Origin of the sequence: Parabacteroides chongii (assembly GCF_029581355.1) — a bacterium.
Classification (GTDB): Bacteria; Bacteroidota; Bacteroidia; order Bacteroidales; family Tannerellaceae; genus Parabacteroides; species Parabacteroides chongii.
On sequence record NZ_CP120849.1, the window covers coordinates 3530982 to 3548294 of the forward strand.

Annotated in this window: 16 protein-coding genes and 1 pseudogene; 12 read left to right on the forward strand and 5 right to left on the reverse strand. The window is 38.8% G+C overall.

Annotated features, from left to right (window positions below; translation table 11 throughout):
• The first annotated feature begins 7 nt into the window (after nt 1-7).
• The 3 genes from P3L47_RS13130 to P3L47_RS13140 are packed head-to-tail and all read left to right on the forward strand — an operon-like array spanning nt 8 to nt 3671.
• The gene (locus P3L47_RS13130; RefSeq protein ID WP_277781058.1) at nt 8-1618 is read left to right on the forward strand and encodes a GumC family protein; all 1611 of its coding nucleotides are present in this window, start codon (nt 8-10) and stop codon (nt 1616-1618) included.
• Nucleotides 1615-2607 carry a glycosyltransferase family 2 protein gene (locus P3L47_RS13135; protein WP_277781059.1) on the forward strand — a complete coding sequence of 331 codons (993 nt, stop codon included), beginning with the start codon at nt 1615-1617 and terminating at the stop codon, nt 2605-2607. The genes P3L47_RS13130 and P3L47_RS13135 overlap by 4 nt, the downstream gene beginning before the upstream one ends.
• 8 nt (nt 2608-2615) lie before the next feature.
• The gene (locus tag P3L47_RS13140; protein ID WP_277781060.1) at nt 2616-3671 is read left to right on the forward strand and encodes a glycosyltransferase; all 1056 of its coding nucleotides are present in this window, start codon (nt 2616-2618) and stop codon (nt 3669-3671) included.
• Between the two features lie 51 nt (nt 3672-3722).
• Here P3L47_RS13140 and P3L47_RS13145 read toward each other — a convergent pair whose 3' ends face one another.
• The 4 genes from P3L47_RS13145 to P3L47_RS13160 are packed head-to-tail and all read right to left on the reverse strand — an operon-like array spanning nt 3723 to nt 8501.
• On the reverse strand, nt 3723-4685 hold the full coding sequence (locus P3L47_RS13145; RefSeq protein WP_277781061.1) for a glycosyltransferase family 2 protein: 963 nt from the start codon (nt 4683-4685) through the stop codon (nt 3723-3725).
• A 6-nt stretch (nt 4686-4691) separates the two neighbouring features.
• Complete coding sequence (locus P3L47_RS13150) at nt 4692-5834, reverse strand: polysaccharide pyruvyl transferase family protein (RefSeq protein ID WP_277781062.1); 1143 nt, start codon at nt 5832-5834, stop codon at nt 4692-4694.
• Nucleotides 5831-7363, reverse strand: coding sequence for an oligosaccharide flippase family protein (locus P3L47_RS13155; protein ID WP_277781063.1), 1533 nt, complete (start codon nt 7361-7363; stop codon nt 5831-5833). The genes P3L47_RS13150 and P3L47_RS13155 overlap by 4 nt, the downstream gene beginning before the upstream one ends.
• On the reverse strand, nt 7347-8501 hold the full coding sequence (locus P3L47_RS13160; protein WP_277781064.1) for a Coenzyme F420 hydrogenase/dehydrogenase, beta subunit C-terminal domain: 1155 nt from the start codon (nt 8499-8501) through the stop codon (nt 7347-7349). The genes P3L47_RS13155 and P3L47_RS13160 overlap by 17 nt, the downstream gene beginning before the upstream one ends.
• A 302-nt stretch (nt 8502-8803) precedes the next feature.
• Here P3L47_RS13160 and P3L47_RS13165 point away from each other — a divergent pair, with 302 nt between their 5' ends.
• The 6 genes and pseudogenes from P3L47_RS13165 (at nt 8804) to P3L47_RS13190 (ending at nt 13896) form a co-directional block, all read left to right on the forward strand.
• Nucleotides 8804-10027, forward strand: a complete 1224-nt coding sequence (locus P3L47_RS13165) for a site-specific integrase (RefSeq protein ID WP_277781065.1) — start codon at nt 8804-8806, stop codon at nt 10025-10027.
• A complete protein-coding gene (locus P3L47_RS13170; protein ID WP_277781066.1) occupies nt 10024-10413 on the forward strand; it encodes a virulence RhuM family protein in 390 nt (129 codons plus the stop codon). The genes P3L47_RS13165 and P3L47_RS13170 overlap by 4 nt, the downstream gene beginning before the upstream one ends.
• A gap of 276 nt (nt 10414-10689) precedes the next feature.
• A complete protein-coding gene (locus P3L47_RS13175) occupies nt 10690-11895 on the forward strand; it encodes a primase-helicase family protein (protein ID WP_277781067.1) in 1206 nt (401 codons plus the stop codon).
• Between the two features lie 177 nt (nt 11896-12072).
• A pseudogene (locus P3L47_RS13180) lies at nt 12073-12351 on the forward strand (toprim domain-containing protein); the annotation flags it as partial.
• A 244-nt stretch (nt 12352-12595) separates the two neighbouring features.
• Nucleotides 12596-12958, forward strand: a complete 363-nt coding sequence (locus P3L47_RS13185) for a MobC family plasmid mobilization relaxosome protein (RefSeq protein ID WP_277781068.1) — start codon at nt 12596-12598, stop codon at nt 12956-12958.
• Nucleotides 12955-13896, forward strand: a complete 942-nt coding sequence (locus tag P3L47_RS13190) for a relaxase/mobilization nuclease domain-containing protein (RefSeq protein ID WP_277781069.1) — start codon at nt 12955-12957, stop codon at nt 13894-13896. The genes P3L47_RS13185 and P3L47_RS13190 overlap by 4 nt, the downstream gene beginning before the upstream one ends.
• 24 nt (nt 13897-13920) lie before the next feature.
• Here the strand turns inward: P3L47_RS13190 and P3L47_RS13195 are convergent, their stop codons facing one another.
• Nucleotides 13921-14820: a helix-turn-helix domain-containing protein gene (locus P3L47_RS13195; protein WP_277781070.1), complete on the reverse strand. Its 900-nt coding sequence runs from the start codon at nt 14818-14820 to the stop codon at nt 13921-13923.
• A gap of 214 nt (nt 14821-15034) precedes the next feature.
• On the opposite strand from P3L47_RS13195, the gene P3L47_RS13200 reads away from it, so the two are divergent.
• From P3L47_RS13200 to P3L47_RS13210, 3 genes are read left to right on the forward strand one after another with little or no spacing between them, the layout of a single operon-like run.
• Nucleotides 15035-15559 carry a cyclophilin-like fold protein gene (locus tag P3L47_RS13200; protein ID WP_277781071.1) on the forward strand — a complete coding sequence of 175 codons (525 nt, stop codon included), beginning with the start codon at nt 15035-15037 and terminating at the stop codon, nt 15557-15559.
• Nucleotides 15489-16697 carry an AraC family ligand binding domain-containing protein gene (locus P3L47_RS13205; protein ID WP_277781072.1) on the forward strand — a complete coding sequence of 403 codons (1209 nt, stop codon included), beginning with the start codon at nt 15489-15491 and terminating at the stop codon, nt 16695-16697. The genes P3L47_RS13200 and P3L47_RS13205 overlap by 71 nt, the downstream gene beginning before the upstream one ends.
• A gap of 58 nt (nt 16698-16755) precedes the next feature.
• On the forward strand, nt 16756-17301 hold the full coding sequence (locus tag P3L47_RS13210; RefSeq protein ID WP_277781073.1) for a sugar O-acetyltransferase: 546 nt from the start codon (nt 16756-16758) through the stop codon (nt 17299-17301).
• Nucleotides 17302-17313 lie beyond the last annotated feature (12 nt).

Here is a 17313-nt window from a genome sequence, read left to right on the forward strand (position 1 = left end):
TGCATATATGGAATCTATTCAACACGATAATGAAACTATTAGTTTGAAGAATATCATTGTCAATTATCTGCTTCATTGGAAATTGATTTTTTCAATAGGGGGGTGTTCGGTGCTGATTGCTTTTCTATACTTGTTTCTTACTCCTAAAACATACGAGATGATGACAAAAGTCCAGTTGCTGGAGGATAAAGGTACTACTGGAGCCGGACTTAATATAGGGGATGCTTCAGGGCTGATGAAATCGTTTGGTTTGGGAGGAATCAGCGGAACTGGTTTTAGTTTGGATGATGAGAGGGCTAAATTGTCATCCACTTCTTTGTTGAAAGAAGTCGTTTTAAAGCTGGGGATGAATGTCTCTTATTATAAGCCATATGCGTATAAATATCAAATGTATGAGGATGTTCCTTTGTTGTTATCTGCAGATTCCAAAACTTTAGATAATTTGGAATATTCTATTGATTTCAGCGTAAAAATAAACAAAGCCGGTTTTGTAAAAATAAAGACAGAATCGGATATAAGTGAAAAAACATTTGAATTCCAATCTTTACCTGCTGTAATAAAGATGGAAGAAGGTACGTTTGTTTTGTCTTATCGAGAAGATGAGATAAAACCTCTGTCTTTGGATTTATCTATATCTCCTGCAGTTGCAGTTGCAGAAAATCTTTCTGAGTCGATGGAGTTTGAAGAGTTTTCAAAGAATAGTAATGTATTGGAGATTTCGTGTACAGATTATGAGAAGAAGAGAGGGGTTGATTTGTTATCGACTTTGGTGCAACTTTATAATAGTCAGGAAGATTCAGTGAAAAAGGCAGAAAGTGGAAAGAGTATCCGCTTTTTAGATGAAAGATTGAAGGTAATAGAGGATGAATTATCGCGGGTTGAGTATAAGATTGAACAGTATAAGTTGCAAAATAAAATGACAAACATTGAGTCCGATGTTTTGTTTTACGCTGAGCAAATGAAAGAGTTGCAGGTGAAAATCATCGAATTGGAAGCACAAGGACATTTAATAGGTTTGTTGGATGATTATATTAAAGATCCGAAAAATAAATATAACTTGGTACCTATCACTTTGGCTTCTGGAGCGGGTGAGAGTACATCTAGTCCAGTGACAACTTATAATGAAGCTTTACTGGAACGTATTAAGTTGATGCAAAGTACAAAAACTGAAAACCCTTTGATTGGACAGATCAATCTACAGGTAGATCAATTGCGTGAAAGTGTGTTTCTTTCCATTGAAAATGCTAAAAAGAGTTTAGCTCTGACTTTAGGTGATTTAAAGGGAAAGGAAAAGGTTCTTTTGGATAAGATGGGAGTGGTTCCTACGTTGGAAAGAGAATATATTGATTTTAGACGTCAGCAGGAAATTTTTCAAGCTCTTTATTTGATTTTATTACAGAAAAAGGAAGATTTTATTCATTCAATAGGAGATAGCAAGGATCGGGCTCGGGTTGTGGAAATGGCTTATGTGAAACAAAAAAAGGTAGCACCAAGAATGATATATGCAGCTTTGTTTATTTTCGTATTTACATTGATTGTTCCTGCGGTGTATCTTTTTATCAAAGAACAGATTTTTGTACTGTGGGATGAATATAAGAAGTTGAGTCAGAGTAAATGAGGATTCCGTTAATCTCTATAATTGTTCCAGTTTATAATGTTGAGAAAGTATTGCCTGTATGTCTGGAAAGCATATTGAGGCAATCTTTTCAAGATTTTGAGTTGTTGTTGGTAGATGATGGATCCTCGGATAAGAGTGGTGCTATTTGCGATGATTATCAACAAAAGGATGATCGAATTCATGTTTTTCACCAAGTGAATGGAGGAGTTTCCAGTGCTAGAAACAGGGGACTTCGAGAAGCGAAAGGTGAGTATTTGCTCTTTATTGATTCTGATGATTGGATACAAGATGATTTCTTTTTGCTGATACAATCTTATCTTGGAAAATTTGATATTATTTTTTTAGGTTTGGATGATGTAACTTTTGGTGGTCATTCAATTCAAAAGCGTATACCTCCGTTTAAAATTTCGGATAATGATAATGAAACATTGTCTGAAATTCTATATGCTTTGTTTAAAATTGATTTATTAGGGTATATGTGTTCTCTTGTTGTTCGAAGGAATATAGTGGTAGAACATTCTTTGAAATTTAATGAAAGATTTTCGTTACATGAAGACTCATTGTTTTATTTTGATTGTTGTATGTATGCCTCTTCTTTTGTGTCTTTAGCTCATGCTTCTTACAAATATGTACATTATGAGAATGAAAAGAGGAAGACATTGAGTAATAAGATACCAGCAAATTATAAAGAAATACTGCAATTACGGCAAGAAAAGATGGAAGAACTACTATCTTCGATAGAAATGCCGAAAGACAAACGACATTTTATAGAAGGGCGGTTGATGTATCATTTTTGTCGTGTAAGTTTAGATATTGCTATGTCACAAAAAGGTAGAGTTATAAAAAGTATAAAAGACTGTATTGTTGAATTTGTTGATAAAGAAATTGTAACTTGTTCTGCCAAAGAAGATTTACTTCACTTTCTTGTTAAAAAGAGGATGCCTCATATGATTTTTATTGCAAAGAAATTATTGTCGATTGTAAAATGAGTAGAAATATGAAGCCTAAAGTTAGTGTGATTTTACCGATTTATAAAGTTGAGAAATACTTGAATCGGTGTATGTATTCTTTGTTAAATCAGACATTGAAAGACATTGAGATTATTATGGTAGATGATGGCTCACCCGATAATTCTCCTGCGATGTGTGATCAGTATGCAAAAGAAGACAGTAGGGTAAAGGTCATACATAAGCAAAATGCAGGCTTAGGTTTTGCTCGTAATTCCGGGTTGGAGATTGCTACAGGAGATTATATCGCTTTTGTTGATTCGGATGATTTTGTAAGTGTAACAGCTTTTGAAATATTATTGAAGGTCGCTCTTGAAGAGAATGCTGATTATGTTATGTGTGGCTATAAAAGTGTTCGAAATGATATTTGTGTTTCAGAACATAAGGATGTCGATCAGAAAATGGTGATGGAAGCTCCAGATTGTTATAATGTGTTGAGAGGAATGATCGGTATTGATCCTGATAGCGAATATTCGTATCGTCATAATTATTCCGTATGGCATGGCATTTATAAGAATACTCTTTTCACTGAGGGGGGGATCCGCTTCTGCTCTGAAAGGGATTTAATTTCTGAGGATTTGATATTTCATTTGTCACTAATTCCTTTGTGCCGGAAGATTGTTATTATACCGGACTTATTATATAATTATTGTTTGAATGATAATTCATTGACAACAACATACAGAAAAGACAGGTTCGGTGATGTTTTGAAATTATGGAAAGCTTCCATGGAGATGGTTGCTTCGAGTTCATTGGAAAATATGGATACCTTTTTGGATTATTTACTTTTGAAGGTAACACTGGATACAGTTTCGTTTGAGGTGAGATACAATAAAAGTGATGCGTTATGTGCATTAAAGAGAATATCTGCCAATAAAGAAGTTCAAGAAAGGTTGCGAATATATCCTATACATCGGTTGTGTAGAAAACATTATTTCTTTTTCTTATTGTTGGAGAAAAAAGCTTATAGAACCCTTTATTGGTTATTTAAAATAAAAATATTTGGAGAAAAGTGTAAGGCACTATTTATGCATGTTTCTGAATGACTTGCTAGACAGAGGCTTGTTTTTCTAAAAAGTATTGTGTTCATCAGAAACTTACTTTGTTTTGAAGAAAGTACCTATTCTCATTATAATATCTTTTATTCGTTGGTTGAAGAAGAATAAGTAACTGTTGGTTTTCAATAGTTTTCCTGCATACTGGAAGATATCCTTTTTTTCATAAATTGTTAAATGACAATTTTTATGTTTGAGTGAACATAATGCAACATCGATTCTGCTCCTGAATGTGCTATTGATAATTGATTCAAGTTCTTCATGAGGATATTCATTTAATATAATAAGGTCTGTTTCTCGTTCTAATATGGCTTCTTTTAATATTTTTGAAGGATGATTATAACGAAAAGAAAGACTTTCTGATAGCTCAATTGTATGATTATACTTATGATCAGGTAAGAATATTGTTTTACTATTAGTAGAAGTTAAGTATTGATGAGTAAACAGGTGATCTTCACACCATGTGAGATCTTCTTGAAATCTGAGATGGTTTTTTTCCAGAATCTCTTTTTTAAAAATACGGTTCCAAAGGAAACCGTAATAATGCGAATTTTCCATTTTTATCAAAACTTGGGCCTTATTGGAGGTTTCCAAATAATTAGAACTCGTATAGCTTATGATTTTATTTGTTTGTGTAACAAAATTATATCCCATAATAATCATATCTATTTCCGGCTTTAGGTGATTTATGTAAGTTTGTAAGGTATCTTTTTCTATCCAGTCATCAGCATCAATAAATGTAACCCACTCGCTGTTTGCGATTTCTAATCCTTTGTTTCTGGCTTTGCTAACTCCTCCATTCGGTTGGTGAATAACTTTAATACGTGTGTCCTTTTGTGCATAATGCTCGCATATGTCACCAGAACGATCATTGCTTCCATCATTAATTAATAACAATTCAAAATGAATGAAACTTTGTTGTAAAACACTCTGAATACATTTGTCCAAAAAGGATTCTGCATTATATATTGGAACAATAACGGAGATAAAAGTGGAATACTTCATCAATATTTATTTTAAAGCTTTTTTTAAAAAAGAGAAACTATTTTCTATCTCTTGAGAGAGGGACTGAAAAGCATTATCATAATTATTTTTATCAGGAATCTGATTTTGTATAACTTTTTCAAAGTTATTTGAGTCTAAATTATGTTGTTCCAGTATACCGGCTTTTTGTAGTAAATTATTAATTCTGTCATCGCTAATTCCTTTTACAGCATAAAAAGGACGTTCAAATATCATCGAGAAAATGACTGCATGAAAAGACTTACCTATAATTATTTTTGCATTTTTGCAAATGTTTAAAAATTCTAAAGGACCGGTCGAGCAATAGATTTGTACTCCTTTTCGCAATAAATGTATTACATCCCATCTCGATTGATTAGGTAAAAGAGTGAGGACCACAGGTAATTGTTTACGACGACCATATTCTATTGCTAAATCAAAGGTTTCTTGATCGAACCAAGGCATATATAAGAATACGTAATCTTTTTTGATAAGCGGTGTATTGCCTGCTAATTCTCGCCATTTACTACTTGGATAGAGTAGGGTAGGATCTACAACAACCTCAGGAAGATATTCTGTGATTTCTTTTATTTTCTGAGCTGTCATTTTTTCTCGGGCACTTAGTATATTATACTGTTTTAAAAGGAGTTCAATTTGTCTATCATATGTATTCCCCATTTCGATAGTCACTTTTCTCCCCATACTTGGAGCATAAGCTATACGTTTTCCTGTTTGGACGAATGGGAGAAAATAGGCCCAATCAAAATCTCTGCAGAAAGTATTCCATATTTGATCACTACCAGATATGGTGTAATCGAATTTTAGACAAGTTTCTTGTTCAAGCTCTTCTAGAGTGGTATATTCTTTATCTGTGAGTATTAATTGAGTAGATAAAAAATCTTCAAATAGTTGATATTGTTGATAGCTTTGTTTTATATATCCAAGTGTTAGTATGTATTTTATTATTTTTCTGATGCTTGTTCCATTCATAAAACGAGGAGTGTACATTTCTCGCTGCCTTTTTGTTCTGAAATTAATAATTTCGCAATCGAATCCCATTTTTAGTATCGTTTGCTGCAAGGCATACGCCTGTAACATAGATCCGTAATTGTGGGCTGCATGATAGGTGATAATTCCGACTTTTTTGTTCATGAATGTTTTATTTTTCTAATAAATTTATTTGATAAATTTCTAACTAACAAACGTTCTTCTTCTTCTAGCCCGATCAGGTAGATGAAAAATAGGATTGAAACGCTACTACATACACCTGTAGTGATAAATAATAGCCATGGTGTAAGTTTTGATGTTGCAACAGCGTAAGTGAGTAATCCAGAAGGAATGGCAACACAAACAGAACGAAAAATAACAAATCGTATATAACGTTTAATCGATAATGCAAATTGTAATTTTCCGAACCAGGTACGTGCTCCAATGGATATACAAGTAAATATGATAGATACCCAGAATATGGTTGTCACACCGAATCCCTGCTTTAAAAGGATTATAGATATACCCAGTGGTATGATTAATAATGAACCGACAATAATCTGATACATTTTGATTTTTCCAGTAGCCATCAATCCGGTAATCATTGGTCCGGATAAAGTGTCTACTAAAGCTTCCAATATTACTAATTGGGTAAATATGACAGCATAATCAGGTACTTGTTTTAACCATATATGTAAAATGAAATCTGTTTGCATAAAAACAGGAAGAGATAAGAAAAACAGTAGAAAAAATGAATATTTAGAACTTTGGAAGATTAAACTGATCATTTCTTTTTGTTTGTTTTCTGCATATTTTTTGGTTATTTGAGGGTTGAAAGCCATTTGAATGTTCCCGACAAAATTTTTTATGGCATTAGTTACTTGAAAGGCAATACCGTAAGCAGCATTGACAACTGGGCCAAAAAATAGGTTTAAGACAACATTATTACCTTGGCTTTTAATAATCCAGGCGATACTGCCAAACAAATTCCATCCAGCAAAAGATGTGATTTGTTTAAATAGGTCTTTATACCAATAAAAACGGAACCGGCACTCTTTGTAATGATTCGAGCAGTAAAATATATAAATACTGGTGGAAATACAGGTTTGAATGAATAGGAGAAAACCATACAGAATCAGTCTATCTCCGTCAAACCACGCAATTGTATAGGCAATAAATAGTTTAGTTAACACATCGAAAATAGACATATAAGCATAAATATTCATCTTTTCGTGTGCTATAAGCAATGCATTGAATGGTATTTGTATGATTGTTAGTGTCATGGCTAACATGCTGAACTGGAAAATCCAGTTTGCAGCAGTTAGACGTTCGAAAGGTATATTTAATTTATTATTTACAAACCAGACACCAACAGACTCTGCTATTATTAAAAGAAATATAGCTATGCCGCAATGTATTATGAATGAGGTACTAAAAATACGCTTTAATTCTTCTTGATTGCCTGTTCCTAATGTGAAAGTTAAGTAACGTTGGGTTGCTGTGGACATAGAAGTATTGAGAAATGAAAACATAGTTATTATTCCTGCAACTACATTTTGTATTCCATAATCCACAATGCCTAAGGAAGCTAATATTACTCTTGACGTATAAAGGGTTGTAAGAAGTAAAAAAAACATTCTTACATAGAGCATACCAGCATTTTTAGCAATACGTTTATTATCTGAAGATAGCATATATCTTTTTAATGTGTTTTTTTATAAGATGATCTATATTCACAAGTCTGAAACTATTCTCTAATGAGAATAAACGGAACAGGTAACGAAATATTCTAATTCGTATTGCTTTTCTTTTGGGACCACGTAGTTGATCATTCCCCTCTTCAGCCTCTTTAATATCTCTTTCGAACAAGAAAAGATAGTTATTCAAACTGTGAATAAAATTTAACCCTTTGTGTGTACAAGGCAATAAGACAGATACTCCGAATGGATGTGAAACAGTGAATGGAACTTTTTTCCCTAATCCCCAAAAATCACCAATCGTAATATCTGTGCAACGTTTGATTTGAGCAAATTTGCAGTGATAACAACTGTCTCGGTAGGAAAAGCCATCCATAAAGGCATTGTAATAAGCATCTTCATAACGTTGTTCCCATAAGTTGCTGATGTATATATTTTTTTTATTAGCTAAGGTTAAAATACACTCTGCTCCCTCTCTAAAGCGAATGGTTTCTATTTCATCTTTTGAACAATGTAGTTTATTCTCAGCATGTCGTTCAAGAATAGATATGGAAGGTACTCCATGACAGATTAAATCGACAGTAATAAGCTGTTCATATTCTTTTCTTAAAAAGGATTTTAATCCGGAACATTGACAAGGGGTACCGATAAATAATACTTTTTTGCCACTTTTCAAATCTTTCTGAATGAGTTTATAGCAGTCTCCTATCTGGCTTTGGACATATTTAGAACCTTTTAGCAGAGGTAGTTTTTCACAATTGGCTACTCGGATATGATGGATATTTAATCCATCTGCCGTACAACCGTAAACTATGCCTCCTTCTTGAATGATTACTTGTGAAAAGACAGAAGCAGCACCACCGGATGTACTTGTCTTATAATCGTTTTCGTCTTTACTCCAGGCTGCATAAGCTTTTAAGGGATAGTGAAAATTGATAACTTGAACAGCTGGACAAATTTGAAAACAAAGACTACATTTAATACATTTATTATAGTCAATTTCAGGGTATATATGTCCTAATTCCCCTTTTTTTTTATGGATACACTGTTTGGGGCATATATTGAAACAAGCTTCGCATCCGGTACATTGATGCTTGACACAACTAATATCTTTATTTTTTTCAGAGATACTCATGCTTTTCGTATTGCAACTTCTATATATTTACAAAATTACAAAAAATCTCTGGAATAACCTCGAAAAATGGGAGAAATGGCACTAAATGACTTAATGTCAATACCGTTAGGGTGTCAGGTGATGCCAAACCGAAAATGCAGAAAAAGCAAAGAAAAGCAGAGCTAAGCAGGAGAACGGTTTGCAAATCATTACCCGGTAAGAGGTGATTTTTAACACATGACACTGATATTTACTTCGTATGGCTTTGATTGGCTTACAAGGTCTAACTCGTTGATATTTAACTTTGCAAACAAAAAACGAGTATGGCAAGAAGTACATTCAAAGTGCTGTTCTACGTGAACGGCAGCAAGGAGAAGGACGGCATTGTCCCTATCATGGGACGGGTGACAATCAACGGGACTGTGGCGCAGTTCAGTTGCAAACGGAGTATCCCGAAAACACTTTGGGATGCGAAAGGCAACCGAGCCAAAGGCAAGAGCGTTGAAGCACGAAACATCAATCACGCTTTGGACAACATCAAGGCGCAAATCATCAAGCATTACCAGCGAATTTCAGACCGTGAGGCATACGTTACGGCTGAAATGGTACGCAATGCCTATCAGGGTATCGGCAGCGAGTATGAAACACTGTTGAAAGCGTTTGACAAGGAAAACGAGACGTTCAAGAAACGTGTGGGCAAAGACAGGGTGCTGGCAACCTATCGGGCAAGGGTACGGGCAAGAAACCATGTAGCCGCCTTTATCAAGTCGTTCTACAGGCGCAGCGACATGTCCATGCTGGAACTTACCCCTGACTTCATCAAGGAGTTTGCCGCATACCTCTCAACGGAAGCAGGATTGCAGAACGGTTCGATATGGTCAAACTGCATGTGGCTGAAAGGTGTGGTCATGAAAGCGCATTACAACGGACTGATACCACGCAACCCTTTCGCACAGTTCCACATCAGCCCGAATGTAAAGGAACGGGAATATCTCACGGAGGATGAATTGAAAGCGGTAATGACACACGAGTTCGCAGACAGCAAGCTCGCATACATCCGTGACATCTTTGTCTTTGCCAGTTTCACCGCCCTCTCGTTCGTGGATATTCAAGAACTGACCCATGATGATATTGTGGAGGTGAATGGCGAGAAGTGGATATTATCCAAACGACACAAGACCAAAGTACCGTTCCAAGTGAAACTGTTGGATATTCCGTTGCAGATTATCGAGCGTTACAAATCGAAGCAGGAAAACAACCTCGTGTTTCCTAATCTCAACTATTGGTCTGTATGCAAACCTCTGAAAAAGATGATAAAGGAATGTGGTATAACCAAGTCAATATCATTCCATTGCAGTCGGCATGGCTTCGCAACGCTGGCTCTGAGTAAAGGTATGCCAATCGAAAGTGTAAGCCGTGTATTGGGACATACGAATATTGTCACGACCCAGCTCTACGCAAAAATCACCATACAGAAGATAGATGACGACCTTACAAGGTTCGGCAACAAACTCAACCAGTCGTTTAACAACATATTAATGGGATGAGCATGGAAAGAGGTATCATAACAATGAACGAATCCGGCAACATCATCATGCCGGAGAATGTCGCTGACATTTGGATGAGCGAGTTGGAGCTTGTGGAACTGTTCGGGGTGATAGCCCCGACAATCCGTGCCGCCATTAGAGCCGTGTATAAAAGCGGAGTCTTGAAAGAATACGAGGCGCAGAAGTATGTTCGATTGGATAACGGCTATCATGCCGACGTGTTCAGCTTCCCGATGGTGGTAGCACTTGCTTTCCGCATCAATACTTTCGGTGCGGAACAAGTGCGCAATGCCATTCTTGAAAGGGTGTACTTGCGAAAAGAAAAAATAAATATCTTCTTTTCGCTGGGTGTTAACAGTATGGAAATATCTAAGTATCAAGCATGAAATCTATCAATGTGACGACATGAAGTAATGAACCCATTGCGTATTCCCATTGCCAACAATCTATTTATATGGATAAATAAATGGGTGTATTGCCATTCATGTGAATGAATACGATAAGTCCGAAGAAACAGCCATTGGAGTGGTGTTTCTTCGGGCTTTGTCTATATGTCTCCGATCCAAATACAAGAAAAATTATACGTGACTCATACGTGAGTCATATATCCGTCTTATATGAATTGCCGAGTTTTGCACTGATTAAACTAAAATGAAGTGCTTATGAAACAAAAAAACATCGCAAAGGAGGAGTTTATCCGAGTGGGTACGACCCTCTACAAGTTGGTGAACCAGCCCCGTCTGAACGGCGGCTATGTGAAGAAACGCATCGTGTGGAACAACGAGACACTCCGGCAGGATTACGGCAAGCACTATCTTGCCACCGTGCCGAAGTATGACGGTTTCTGTACCGTACCCGAACACGTGGACTATCAACCCGTAGTCGGTAAGTTCCTCAACCTCTATAAGCCGATAGACCACAAGCCGATGGAGGGTGATTTTCCCTCTATCCGCTCATTGGTGGAACATATCTTCGGGGAACAATACGAGTTGGGGATGGACTATCTGCAACTGCTCTACCTGCAACCCATACAGAAGTTGCCCATCCTGCTGTTGGTATCGGAAGAACGCAACACAGGCAAAAGCACCTTCCTCAATTTTCTGAAAGCCCTGTTTCAAAACAATGTAACATTTAACACCAACGAGGATTTCCGCAGCCAGTTCAATTCCGACTGGGCAGGGAAACTCCTTATCATGGTGGACGAGGTGCTGCTGAGCCGCAGGGAGGACAGCGAGCGGTTGAAGAACCTAAGCACGGCACTATCCTACAAGGTGGAAGCCAAAGGAAAAGACCGTAACGAGATAGCATTCTTCGCCAAGTTCGTGCTGTGTTCCAACAACGAGTATCTGCCCGTAATTATAGATGCAGGGGAAACACGCTATTGGGTACGCAAGATAGACCGCTTGCAGTCGGATGATACCGACTTCCTGCAAAAGCTGAAAGCGGAGATACCCGCATTTCTCTACCATCTGCAACATCGCAGTCTGTCCACCGAAAAGAAAAGCCGTATGTGGTTCGCCCCCTCGCTGCTGCATACCGAAGCCTTGCAGCGCATCATTCGCAGCAACCGCAACCGATTGGAGGTAGAGATGCACGAGCTTATCCTCGACATTATGGACAGGGTAGGTTCGGAGACTTTCTCGTTCTGCCCCGATGACATCCTCGTCCTGTTGACAAACTCGCATGTCAAGGCGGAAAGATACCAAGTGCGGAGAGTATTGCAGGAGCGTTGGAAACTGAAACCTGCCCACAACACACTCACATATACCACCTATCAGGTGGACTACACGAGAGAGTGCCGCTATGCGCCCAAACGTACGACAGGGCGGTTCTATACAGTGACACGAGAGTTTTTGGAAACACTATGATTCTTTTTTTGATGAATTGATGAATAAGAATATAACAATGTTGAATATCAGTAGAATATATCATCATCAAACCTTAATCAAGAATAAAATGCTGATGAAAAGAGAAAACAGTACGGACAGACCATGCCGACATCGCAAATGATGATTTTCTCTTTTCGCAAGCAATTTGATGAATGTATGATGAGAGTATATAATGTTATATATCAATATATTAAATATATAAATCATCAAAACATCGTTTTATCAACCATCATCAAATCCGTAGAAATATACATTATGACAATACATGAAGCAAAACAAATCAGAATAGCAGACTATCTGCAAAGTTTGGGCTATTCGCCCGTGAAACAGCAGAGCGAAAGCCTGTGGTACAAATCACCGCTAAGAAAGGAAACCAAAGCCTCGTTCAAGGTGAACACCGAACTCAACCCATGCGACTTCGGTATCGGCAGGGGACGCAAGCGGCAGAATTTAACCGTCAATCCACCTTCCCGAAACATCGTTAAACCGAAGAAAAAAGGGCTTGGATTATAAAGCATCAAAAGAGAAAAACGGGAGTTGCTCGAAATTGATTCGGTTAAAATCGTGGGGTAGCAAGTTTATGTTTCGGGCAGACCGAAACCCCTTGCCACCCGCTCCCGAATACAAAGGAGCGACATCCCGTTGGTCTATACATTAACTATACTGACAATACTTGAAAATGAAATATAAGGAAGACAAGAAACGCAACAAGGGCGGTCGTCCGAAGAAAGGGACTGCCGAGAAACTGGAATACCGTGTCGTCGTGAAACTGGCGGCAGCCGACTACTTCCGCTTGTTGACACGGGCGCATGATGCCGGAGTGTCACGTAGCGAATACATGAGGGAGTGTTTCCGAAACGGTCATGTGAAAGGACGGCTGTCGGAGGAACACGCCACCCATGTGCGGAACCTGTGCGGCATGGCGAACAACCTGAACCAGCTTGCGCACAAGGCGAATGCAGGGGGATTCTATGAGGAACGTAACGACTGTAAGGTGGCAGTGGCAAGAATCCATGAACTCTTAACCAAGATAGGAATATGATGGCGAAAATCGTAAAAGGAAGCGACTTCAAGGGTGTGGTGGACTACATCCTTGACAAGGACAAGGGAGTGCAGAAAATCGCAGCCAACGGTTTGTTTTTGGAAAGCAAGGAGACCATCGTTATGAGTTTCAATATCCAGTCGCAGATGAATGGCAAGGTGGCGAAGCCTGTCGGACATATTGCCCTCAGCTTCTCCAAAGAGGACGAGCCACGGTTGACGAACCATATCATGGCACATATCGCGCTTGAATATATGGAGAGGATGGGATTGCGCAACACACAGTTCTTCATAGCCCGCCACTTCGACAAGGAGCATCCGCATGTGCATATCGCCTTCAACCGCATAGGCAATGACGGCAGGACACTCTCGGACAGAAACGACCGATTACGCAGCACCCGTATCTGCAAGGAGCTTACTTTGAAATACGGTCTGCACATGGCTGACGGCAAGGATAATGTCAAGCGCAACCGTCTGAAAGAGCCGGACAGGACGAAATACAGGCTGTACGACATACTGAAAACGGAAGTGGGCAGGTGCGGCAACTGGAACGTGCTTGTCGCCAACCTTAACCGTCAGGGTGTGGAAGTCCACTTCAAACACAAGGGACAGACAAATGAAGTGCAGGGTGTGGTCTTCACCATGAACGGCTACCACTTCAACGGATCCAAAGTGGACAGGCGTTTCAGTTACTCCAAGATTGATGCAACCTTGCAGCGCAACAGGTATGAGGAATGCATGAAACTGAAATCGAAAGTTTATACAACAGATACCTCAAGTGCAACTTCCGACACTGTAAGAGGTGAACTTTTCAGAGGCTCATTGGGATTGTTGAACGGTCACGGTTCATCCTGTAACGCTGCCGATGCGGAAGCCAATCAGGAGATGGCAGAAATATTGCGTAGAAAGAAAAAGCGCAGACGGGGAATGAGGTTATGATTATGGAATTTTGCATCTTATCTTTCAAGATAACTGTATTCTATATTCATTAGGGGTACAACCCACCTCTTTCTTGAATAATCGAGTGAAATGTTGAGGGTATTGAAAACCGAGATTATAAGCAATCTCATTGATAGTGCACTCAGTAGAAACAAGTTCGGTCTTGGCAATCTCAATTGCCTTGTTATGAATGAAGCGTAAGGGTGTAAAACCTGTTTCTTTTTTCAACAAATCACTGAAATAGTTAGGTGAAAGGTTCAATTTATCAGCACAATATTGTACGGTGGGCAAGCCAATTTGTTTGGCTGTCCCATCGTTAAAATAGTCGTTAATAAGTCGCTCAAACCTTGTAAGGACATCGTGATTATGATTATCGCGTGTAATAAACTGGCGGTCGTAAAAACGTGTGCAATAGTCAAGAAAAGTTTTAATGTTATCCGTGATTAGGTTCTTGCTATGCCGGTCTATCGGATGGTTCAATTCATATTGGATTTTTTTGAAGCAATCCATGATGATTTGCCGTTCTACTGTGCTAATATGCAGTGCTTCGTTAATTTCATAAGAGAAAAACGAATATTCGTCCATCATCCGTCCGAGCGGTGTGTTCCGTAACAAATCAGGATGGAACATTAGCAGGTAGCCTTCAGGCTGGAACTCCATACCGTCATCTTCTGCGCCAAATACCTGACCGGGAGCTATGAATATCAGTGTCCCGTTCTGGTAATCGTAGTATCTGCGACCATAGCGTACTTCTCCACACTTTTGGTCTTTCAGAAACACGGCATAGAAACCGTATACTTTTCGCACATGGCGCAGTGGCTTCACAGTAGAAAAGTCAATAAAACCCACTAATGGGTTTTGTGTTTCTACTCCAGCCCAATCATTGTATAGGTTTATATTGTTCGCTTTGAACAGTTCACTCATTCCTTTGTATTTTAATTTGTTACAAAGGTACTCATTTTCAATGAGAATAAAGAAGAATCGTAGAAAATGGTAGTAAAAAGAAGAATTGGTATTACAAACAAGCAACGACCGTTGAAATTGGTAGAACTAACAGAGTTTTAATTACCAAATCTTTATAACAGCAGCGGTAATTTTGCATTGAGAAAAAAATCGGTAATATCAAAAATTAGAAACAATGAAAAAAGCATTAATCTTTTCGGTGGCGATGTGTATGATAATGTCGCTATCAGCATGTGAACATGACAACAGAATGGAAGAACCTGTAATTCCAGAGGAAACAACAGAACCAGACAACAGTAATAATGATAACGACAACAATCAGAACGAGAATAATATGGCAACAAAAATCAAGATTACAGTGGGAACACATACATTAATCGCTTCACTTGAAGACAATGTTACGGCTCAAGCCTTTGCCGCTAAACTGCCTATAACCTTACCTATGATGGATTTGTATGGACGGGAAATGTGTTATCGTTTTCCAGAAGCATTGCCTACGGATAATGCACGGACACGAGGCTATGAGGTGGGTGAAATTGTCTATTATCCTCCCATGCATAGTTTTGTCATAATGTATGCACAGAATGGAGAACATTTCCAGATGCAGTCAATTGGGAATATAAAGGAAAATGTTGGCATCTTCGCTGGGATTGGCGATGTTGATGTTCGATTTGAAAGATGTGATAACAACAATAACTAAGGCGATGAATGTAATGCAGAAAATAATAGCAATGACTACCCTATGTGCCACACTTGGTACGAGTGATATGTTTTCAGTAGAAGCGCAGAATGTAGATACGCTTAGTGTCAGACAACAGGCTATTATACCCATTGCTGCTTTTATGGCAAAAGGGGACTTGAAACATTTGCCGAAAGCTCTCAACGAAGGACTTGATGCTGGATTAACGGTAAACGAAATAAAAGAAGTACTCACGCATCTTTATGCCTATACGGGTTTCCCCCGTAGTTTGAATTCAATGTCATCGTTTATGGCGGTAATAGAAGAGCGCAAGGCTAATGGAAAACAAATTATTGAAGGAGAAAATGCAAGTTCATCCCTTGAAGATAAAAATTTCTATGAATTGGGGACAGAGATACAAACTCGCTTATCCGGGCATCTTGTAAAGGGAGGTATAATGGATTTTGCACCAGCCATAGACTATTGTCTGAAAGCGCATCTGTTCGGCTATCTTTTCGGACGTGGCAATCTTGATGAGACAAGCCGTGAAATAGCTACACTATCCGCATTGTCTGCACTCGAAGGCACTGAAGGACAGATTAAAATCCACTTGAGATATGCCACCAATGCCGGATTGAGCGAAATGCAAATCTGGAACATTGTAGATGTGCTGAAAGAACAGGTAGGCAACAAAGAAGCCTACTGTGCCAATAAGGTAATAAGTGCCGCATACGAACGTAAGTTTTCAATGGGCTGTCCTATCGAAGATATATTTCCGAGAGGCAGAATATCAACCGCCGATTATTTCACGGGAACCGTATGGAACCAGCGTTTAGTATCGGGTGATAGCATCACTAAATGCCAAACCAGTAATGTAACATTTGAAGCCGGGTCACGAACTCGCTGGCACATTCATACCGGGACACAAATATTGCTATGTACTGCCGGGAAAGGCTGGTATCAGGAGCAAGGACATGCAGCCCGTGAATTACAAACCGGAGATGTCGTTGTCATTCGTCCGGGAGTGGTGCATTGGCACGGGGCATCTGCAAGCCATGAGTTCAGCCACCTTTCTGTCATTCCCAATCCCGAAAAGAACAAGGACACATGGTTGGAAGCGGTAAATGAAGAAGATTATCAACTCTTAAAATGTATATGAAGCAATATGTGAATAGTATTGTATATCTGAAATATAAAACATCGTAAAAACAATAACCATGAATGAAAATAGAAACGAAAAGAATTTATTGTCCGAAAGAGAATATCGGGCATGGGATAAAGAACTGGTAGCATTGAGGGACGAAACGCATAAGGCGATGCTTCGTTTCAATACAAGTGGAGATAAACAAGTATTGAAAGAACTTTTTCAACAATCGTTGGAAGATGTCAGTATTGCCCCGCCGATGCACTGCAACTATGGCGGCAATCATATCCGCTTCGGGCATCGTGTATTCATCAATGCCAATTGTACCTTTCAGCCCGCAGGCGGCGTGGAGATTGGCGATGATGTATATATCGGCTCGGACGTGAAGTTTTATACCACTATTCACCCTATCAACCCCGAAGAAAGGACAGCCGGAAAAGCATCGGTACGACCTATCAAAATAGGGGCAAAGGTGTGGATAGGTGGCGGGGTAGTCATTCTGCCCGGAGTGGAAATCGGAGAAGGCACTACTATCGGGGCAGGAAGTGTCGTTACCCGTTCCATTCCTGCTAATAGTGTAGCTGTTGGAAACCCTTGTCGGGTAATCAGAAAACTTTAATTATTTGAAACG